The organism is Streptomyces beihaiensis (genome assembly GCF_026274175.1).
GTDB classification, from domain to species: Bacteria; Actinomycetota; Actinomycetes; order Streptomycetales; family Streptomycetaceae; genus Streptomyces; species Streptomyces beihaiensis.
This window is the reverse complement of the sequence record NZ_JAPHNL010000112.1, coordinates 130,096-136,921: the sequence shown is the minus strand read 5'-3', so window position 1 is coordinate 136,921 and position 6,826 is coordinate 130,096. Positions and strand designations below refer to the sequence as shown.

Here is a 6,826-nt window from a genome sequence, read left to right as displayed (position 1 = left end):
CCGCCGGACGAGGCACCGGACTCGGCGGCCCGAGCGGCCCCCGCGGCCCCGGCCCGCTCGGCCGCCCGCTCGGCCTCGCGCGCCTTCTCGGCCTCCTCTTCGGCTTCCATCTCGGCGAACACGTCGATCGGCGCCGGTGCCTTCGCCAGGAAGATCCACGTCAGCCAGACGGCCAGCAGGAACGGCGGGATCTTCAGGGCGACCAGCACCCAGCCCAGCTGCGCCGTGTTCGCCCACCAGTACAGCGGGAAGAGGATGGCGCACTTGGCGAGCAGAATCAGGCCCCAGGCCCAACTGGCCTTCGCGTACGCCTTCTTGCGACCCGGGTTACGGGTGCGCCACGACAGGTTCTCCTTGAACACCGGCCCGAGGATCAACCCGATCAACGGCACACCGGCCAGGGTCGTGACGATGTACGCGAGCGCCAGGCCGAGGGTGTAGAGCATGCCGGGCAGGTAGAAGTCCTTGGCGTTGCCGGTCATCATCGCGAAGACGACGCCGAACACGACACCGAAGACGCCGCTGAAGGCGTGCTTGACCGTGTCCTTCATGGCCAGGCGTACGACGACGAGGGCCAGCGCCACGACGAGGGCCGCGATGGCCGACATGTGGAGGTCCTTGTCGACCGTGAAGATGCTCACGAAGAGGAGGCCGGGCGCGACGGTCTCCACCATGCCCCGTACCCCGCCGAAGGCCTCGAACAGGGCGGCCTCCGTCACCGCCTTGTTGTCGGCGGCCTGGTCCGCGTCTGAGCGTTCACGGTCGGTCGGCTTGTCGACTGACGCCACCGGCTACTCCCGTCCGAGGGGTCTGAGTTCGTACTTAGGGTTGAACAGCACCCTACGGCCGCGGCTCATGGAGATCCGCCCGCTCGCGATCAGCTTGCGGCCCGGCTCGATGCCCACGATGGAGCGCCGGCCGAGCCACACCACGTCCAGAGCGGCCGAGCCGTCGAACAACTCCGCCTCAAGGGCCGGGACTCCGGCGCGTGGCCGCAGGGTGACCGTCCGCAACGTACCAGTTACGGTGACGACCTGGCGGTCGGAGCAGTCACAGATCCGCGTACAGCCCTTGGTCTGCGAGTCCTCGCGCAGCTCCTCCGACTCAAGGTCCTCCTGGGAGGAGGACAGCCTGTCGAGCATGCGCCTGAACCGCCCCACCGGCTTCTCGGACGTCCCGCCGGAACGAGGAACAGCACTCATACAAGAAGCGTACCCAAGGCCGGTCACCGGCCCACGTCGGCCCACGTCACTTCTCGAACCGGTATCCCGTGCCCGGCTCCGTGATGAGGTGGCGCGGGCTGGACGGGTCGGTCTCCAGCTTGCGGCGCAGTTGGGCCATGTAGACGCGCAGGTAGTTCGTCTCCGTCCCGTACGACGGGCCCCAGACCTCCTGCAGGAGCTGCTTCTGGCCGACCAGGCGCCCCGCGTTGCGCGCCAGGACCTCCAGGAGGTGCCACTCGGTGGGGGTCAGGCGTACGTCGCGGCCGTCACGGTGGACCTTCTTCGCCGACAGGTCGACCGTGAAGCCGTCGGTCTCGACGATGCCCTGGTCGTCGCCGTCGGCGGATCCGGCGGGGCGCACGGCCGCGCGCAGGCGCGCGAGGAGCTCGTCCATGCCGAACGGCTTCGTGACGTAGTCGTCGGCGCCCGCGTCCAGCACCTCGGCCTTCTCCTTCGACGAGTGCCGGGCCGAGAGCACGACGATGGGGCCCCGGGTCCAGCGGCGCAGGCCCTTGATCACGTCGACACCGTCCATGTCGGGCAGGCCCAGGCCGAGGACGACCACGTCGGGGTGGCGGGCGGCGGCGAGCCGCAGCGCACCGGCCCCGTCCCCGGCGGCGTCCACCTCGTACGTGCGCGCCTCGAGGTTCACGACGAGGGCGCGGACGATCAGCGGTTCATCGTCGACCACGAGCACCCGGGTCATGCGTTCCTGCCTCTCTGAGCGGTCAATGATTGGTCAACCTGTCCAGATATGGATGATATGGACGACGTGCATGGCCTGGACGTGGGCGTGGACGTGGACGGGAGTGCGGGCGCGGGGCGCGGGGCGCGGGTTCGGGGCGGGCGCGGGCGGTGTGGTTCGAATTCGGTCGGCGAGGACTCCGCCCTCAGCGGCGGCGCGGGATCTCCTCCGCGCCGTCGGCTCCGCACAGTCGGCTTCGCGGCGCCACGCTCGGTCCTATGGTGGTCCTCGGACGGCATCGCGTACGTCCTGCCCTGACCGCCGGCCGTCGGACTGGTCAGTGCTCGACGATGCCGCCGTCGCTGAGTTCCAGGACGCGGTCGGCCAGGCCGAGCAGTGTCGTGTCGTGCGTGGCGACCAGCGCGGTGACGTGCTCGGCGCGGACGACGGCGCGCAGCAGTTCCATCACGGCGAGTCCGGTCTCCGCGTCGAGCTGTCCGGTCGGCTCGTCGGCGATGAGGAGAGCCGGCCGGTTGGCGAGCGCCCGGGCGATGGCGACGCGCTGCTGCTGGCCGCCGGAGAGCTCGCCGGGCCGCTGTTCGGCGTGGTCCGCGAGCCCGACGAGGCCGAGCAGAGTCTCGACGCGTTCCTCGCGCTCACGCGGGTCGGTCCTGCGCAGCCGAAGGGGCACGCCGACGTTCTCGGCCGCGGTGAGGATCGGTATGAGCCCGAAGGACTGGAAGACGAAGCCGACCCGGTCGCGGCGCAGTTCGAGGCGGCCGTCCTCGTCGAGCTGTGCGAGGTCTAGGCCGTCGACGGTGACGCTCCCGCGGTCGGGCTCGTCGAGGCCGCCGACGAGGTTGAGCAGGGTGGTCTTGCCGGAGCCCGAGCGTCCCTTGAGGGCGACGAGTTCGCCCCGCGGCACCTCGAAAGAGACCCCGCGCAGCGCGTGCACGGCAGCGGCGCCCCTGCCGTAGGACCGGTGCAGGTCCTCGACGACGACCATGGGTTCCGCTCCCCCGCGCCGCCGCTCCTGGATCGCCGTCCTGGCCCGGGCGCTCCTGGTCATCCGCCCCACTCCCCCGTCTCCCCGTCGCCTTGCCGGTCGGGCGCCAGTATGGGCGCGGCCGGGCGGGCCGGGCAATGGTCGAGACCGGCGCGCGGCCGCGCGCCCGGCCCGTGCCCGGACTGGAAGGTCACACGGAAGAAGCCGGGGGCCGCGCATCACGGCGGATGCGCGGCCCCCGGCCACGTGCGGTACCCGCGCGCGGGGCGCAGAGGTCAGCGGACCTCGGTGATCTCCGGGCCCCGGGCCAGCTGGCCCATGCCGCCGGAGAACCGAGAGCCCTCGTCGGCGTCGGCCTTGGCGCCCTCGGCGACCATCTGGGCGTCGTCCGGGAGCTTCAGGACGATCGGGTCGCGGGGGGCCATCGGGCTCTCGCCGCGCACCACGACGGTGTCCCGGAAGATCTGCTCCAGCAGCCCGGCCGTCTGCGGCTGCACCGCACCCTGACCGGAGATCACTCCGCGCAGGAACCAGCGCGGGCCGTCCACGCCCACGAAGCGCACGACCTGGAAGCCACCCGTGCCGTCCGGCAGCTGCACCGGCACCTGAGCCCGCAGCTCCCAGCCGAGCGGGCCCTCGACCTCGTCGATCACACCACCCTGCTGGGTGATGCCGGTGGCGATCTCATCACGGACCTCGCTCCAGATGCCCTCCTTCTTGGGGGCGGCGAAGCCCTGAAGCTGCACCGCGCTGTCCTGGAGGACGACGGTCGCGGCGACGATCGCGTCGCCCGCGACCTCCACGCGCAGCTCCATGCCTTCCACGCCAGGGACGAAGAGGCCGCCGAGGTCGACCCGGCCCTCGCCGGGCTCGCGGACCTCGGAGACGTCCCAGGGGCCGTCGGGACGGGGCTCGGGCTCGAGCCGGACGCGCTCCGGCTCCTCGGCGTCCGTGTCGGCGCTGTCGGCACCGTCGACGTTGTCGTCGACCTGCTCGGTCTCACTCGCCGCGTCCACCGCGCTGTCAGCGGAGTCGTTCTTCTTGCGACGTCCGAACACGTCACTGTCCTTCCCGGTCGGATACGACCGAAGCGTATCGATTCCCACCCTGTTGACCGTGCGTTTCCTCGGTGGCCTCGGCGGGGGCGCCTACGGCGGCGTGCCCGCCCGTGGACCCGAAGCCCCCCTCGGCCCGCACGGAGTCGGGAAGCCGCGCCACCTCGCGGAAGCGCACCCTCTCGACCTGCTGGACGACCAGTTGGGCAACCCGGTCGAAGCGCTCGAACCGCACGCACTCGCGCGGGTCGAGATTCACCACGATCACCTTGATCTCTCCACGGTACCCGGCATCCACCGTCCCCGGGGCATTCACCAGGGCGACACCGCAGCGTGCGGCGAGCCCGGAGCGGGGGTGCACGAAGGCCGCGTACCCCTCCGGGAGCGCGACGGACACCCCGGTGGGCAGCACGGCGCGCTCCCCCGGCGCGAGCTCGCACGCCTCGGTGGTCCGCAGGTCGGCACCCGCGTCACCCGGGTGTGCGTACGCGGGCAGGGGCACGTCGGGGTCGACTCGGCGGATCAGCACGTCGAGCGGCCGGCCGGGGGCAGGGCTCACGGGTTCACCTCGAAGGCGCGGGCTCGCCGGACCGTGTCCGGGTCACTCATGGCGGCCCGGATCTCCTCCGGTCGGCCGTTCTCGATGAAGTGGTCGACCTTGACCTCGATGAACAAGGCGTCGGCGCGCACGGCGACGGGCCCGTCGGGGCCGCCGATCCGCCCGGTCGCGGTCGAGTAGATCTTGCGCCCGGCGACGGCGGTCACCTCGGCGGACAGGTGGAGCACGGTGCCCACGGGTACGGGCCGCACGAAGTCCGTCTCCAGGCGTCCGGTGACGGCGATGGTCTGCGTCAGCCAGTTCAGCGAACCGAGTGTCTCGTCGAGCGCGGTGGCGAGGACGCCGCCATGCGCCAGGCCGGGTGCGCCCTGATGGGCGGGGCGGACGGTGAACTCGGCGGTGACGTCGACGCCGCGGCCGGCTCGCGCCTGGAGGTGCAGCCCGTGCGGCTGCTCCCCGCCGCACCCGAAACAGTGTCCGTAGTGTGCGCCGATGAGCTCACCGGGGGCGGGGGCGTCGGGGTGCCGCACCGGCGCTATGGCGTCGGCCGGAGGCGTCAGAGCTGCTGAAGTACCACTCACAGGCGCAGACCTTACCTGCGTGTCCTGTACGTCGACGCAACGTGCCAAGCTTGTGCGCATGGAGCTCTCGACGACACCGTACGAAGAACGACTCACGGCGCCCCCCTCGTGGTGGTTCGTCAGCTTCCTCGTCGGGGTCGCGTGCGCGCTGATCCTGCTGCCTTTCGGGGTGCTGCCGCTGCTCGGCGGTTTCGTGGGCGGTCTGCTCGTCGCGGCGGTGGTCACCAGTTCGTACGGGTCGGTCCGGGTGCGCGTGGTGGCCGGGTCGCTCGTCGCGGGCGACGCGAAGATCCCGCTCTCCGCGCTCGGTGAGGTCGAGGTGCTCGACCCGGAGGAGACCAGGGCCTGGCGCACGTACAAGGCCGATCCCCGGGCCTTCATGCTGCTGCGCAGCTACGTTCCGACGGCGGTCCGGGCCGAGATCACCGACCCGGACGACCCGACCCCGTACGTGTACGTCTCGACACGGGACCCGGAGGCGCTGGCGAAGGCGCTGCGGGGCTAGGGGCTGTCCGGCGGATCTTGCCGGTCGGGGGCCGGGGCCTGGCACGCCCGTCTGCGGCGGCGGGCAGGGGTACCTCACCCGGAATCGAGGCGCCCTCAGGCCCTGAGGTCCCGGCTCAGGCGCCGGGGGGGCGAGACTCAGTCGCCGGTGCCGCGAGCCCGGCGCAGGCGTCTGTGGCCTCGTACGGTCCGTTCCTCGCCCGCTCCTTCGAGCTCCAGGGCGTCCCGCGGCATCTCGAGAGCCGGCAGGTCATCGAGGGCGTCCCAGGGCACCTGGACGCGGCGCAGGTCCGCGCGGACGCGGTCGGCCAGCTTCTTGGTGTCGCGGCGGTTCATGACCGCTCCGACGGCGGCGCCGATCATGAACGGGGTCAGGCTCGGCAGGTTGCGTGCCGTCCGCTTCATGATCTGCTGGCGCAGCTCGCGCTTCATCTGGCCGCCGAGCGCCGCGTTGACCGACGCCGGCTTGGTGACCTCGATGCCGCGCTCATGTGTCCAGGAGGTCAGATAGGCGGTGCTGCGGTCCTTCAGGCCGCCGACGGGCCGCACCCCGTACACCTCGTGCAGCTCGGCGACGAGCTTCAGCTCGATCGCCGCCACTCCGGTGATCTCCGCGGCCAGTTCGGTCGGCATCGCCGGCGGTACGGGCAGCATCGCGGCGGCGCCGACCGAAGCGCCCACCGTGGACGAGGCGTTGGCCGCACCGGCCACCAGTTTGTCCGCCAGCTGTTCCGGACCGAGCCCGGGGAACTGCCGACGAAGGGTCGCCAGGTCCCGGACGGGGACCCGCGGCGCGTTCGCGATGATCCGGTCGGCGATGTAGCCGACACCGGCCATGGCGGCCGCGCCGCCCTTGGCCATCCCCGTGCGCGCGAGGGCGCCGCTTCTGCGGACGCCGTCCCTGACGGCGGCAGCGCGGCGCCTGGCCGGTCCCGCGGCCGGTGCGGTCACGCCGTCGGCGTCGGCGTCGGCCGGGTCCGCGGTTCCGGCCGTCGCCATCTCACCCGTCCGCGCGCGCGTGTGGGGCGAAGCGTCGCGCGCGGGCAGTGATGCGAGCGAGGCCGTTCCCTCATCGGGAGAGCCTCGCTCGTCGTCACGCTCGTCACTCACGTCACACACGGCCTCGTACGGGCCTTGCGCCTCCTCCCGGGGCTTCGCGGGCCCCTTGCGGGAGCGGCGCTTCCAGGGCGGGGTCGAGCCGGTCATGCCCGAC

Annotated in this window: 9 protein-coding genes; 1 reads left to right on the top strand and 8 read right to left on the bottom strand. The window is 72.2% G+C overall.

The window, feature by feature from the left end; all coding sequences use genetic code 11:
* The 7 genes from OFY01_RS12700 to OFY01_RS12670 form a co-directional block, all read right to left on the bottom strand.
* Window positions 1–788: DUF3159 domain-containing protein (locus tag OFY01_RS12700; protein WP_266599315.1), on the bottom strand; the 788-nt coding region annotated here is incomplete at its 3' end.
* Between the two features lie 3 nt (window positions 789–791).
* On the bottom strand, window positions 792–1,202 hold the full coding sequence (locus OFY01_RS12695) for an OB-fold nucleic acid binding domain-containing protein (RefSeq protein WP_266599313.1): 411 nt from the start codon (window positions 1,200–1,202) through the stop codon (window positions 792–794).
* A 46-nt stretch (window positions 1,203–1,248) separates the two neighbouring features.
* Entirely contained in the window at window positions 1,249–1,929 is a 681-nt protein-coding gene (locus tag OFY01_RS12690) for a response regulator (RefSeq protein WP_266599311.1), read from the bottom strand.
* Window positions 1,930–2,245: 316 nt separating this feature from the next.
* A complete protein-coding gene (locus OFY01_RS12685) occupies window positions 2,246–2,914 on the bottom strand; it encodes an ABC transporter ATP-binding protein (protein WP_266599325.1) in 669 nt (222 codons plus the stop codon).
* A gap of 275 nt (window positions 2,915–3,189) precedes the next feature.
* Window positions 3,190–3,972, bottom strand: a complete 783-nt coding sequence (locus tag OFY01_RS12680; protein ID WP_266599309.1) for a DUF3710 domain-containing protein — start codon at window positions 3,970–3,972, stop codon at window positions 3,190–3,192.
* A gap of 1 nt (window position 3,973) precedes the next feature.
* Window positions 3,974–4,528 (bottom strand): dUTP diphosphatase, encoded by a 555-nt coding sequence (gene dut / locus OFY01_RS12675; RefSeq protein WP_266599307.1) that lies wholly within the window; start codon window positions 4,526–4,528, stop codon window positions 3,974–3,976.
* Window positions 4,525–5,109 carry a PaaI family thioesterase gene (locus OFY01_RS12670; RefSeq protein ID WP_266599305.1) on the bottom strand — a complete coding sequence of 195 codons (585 nt, stop codon included), beginning with the start codon at window positions 5,107–5,109 and terminating at the stop codon, window positions 4,525–4,527. The genes dut and OFY01_RS12670 overlap by 4 nt, the downstream gene beginning before the upstream one ends.
* Before the next feature lie 58 nt (window positions 5,110–5,167).
* Here OFY01_RS12670 and OFY01_RS12665 point away from each other — a divergent pair, with 58 nt between their 5' ends.
* Window positions 5,168–5,614, top strand: a complete 447-nt coding sequence (locus OFY01_RS12665) for a DUF3093 domain-containing protein (protein ID WP_266599303.1) — start codon at window positions 5,168–5,170, stop codon at window positions 5,612–5,614.
* Window positions 5,615–5,751: 137 nt separating this feature from the next.
* Here OFY01_RS12665 and OFY01_RS12660 read toward each other — a convergent pair whose 3' ends face one another.
* Window positions 5,752–6,819 (bottom strand): hypothetical protein, encoded by a 1,068-nt coding sequence (locus OFY01_RS12660; protein WP_266599301.1) that lies wholly within the window; start codon window positions 6,817–6,819, stop codon window positions 5,752–5,754.
* Between the last annotated feature and the right edge of the window lie 7 nt (window positions 6,820–6,826).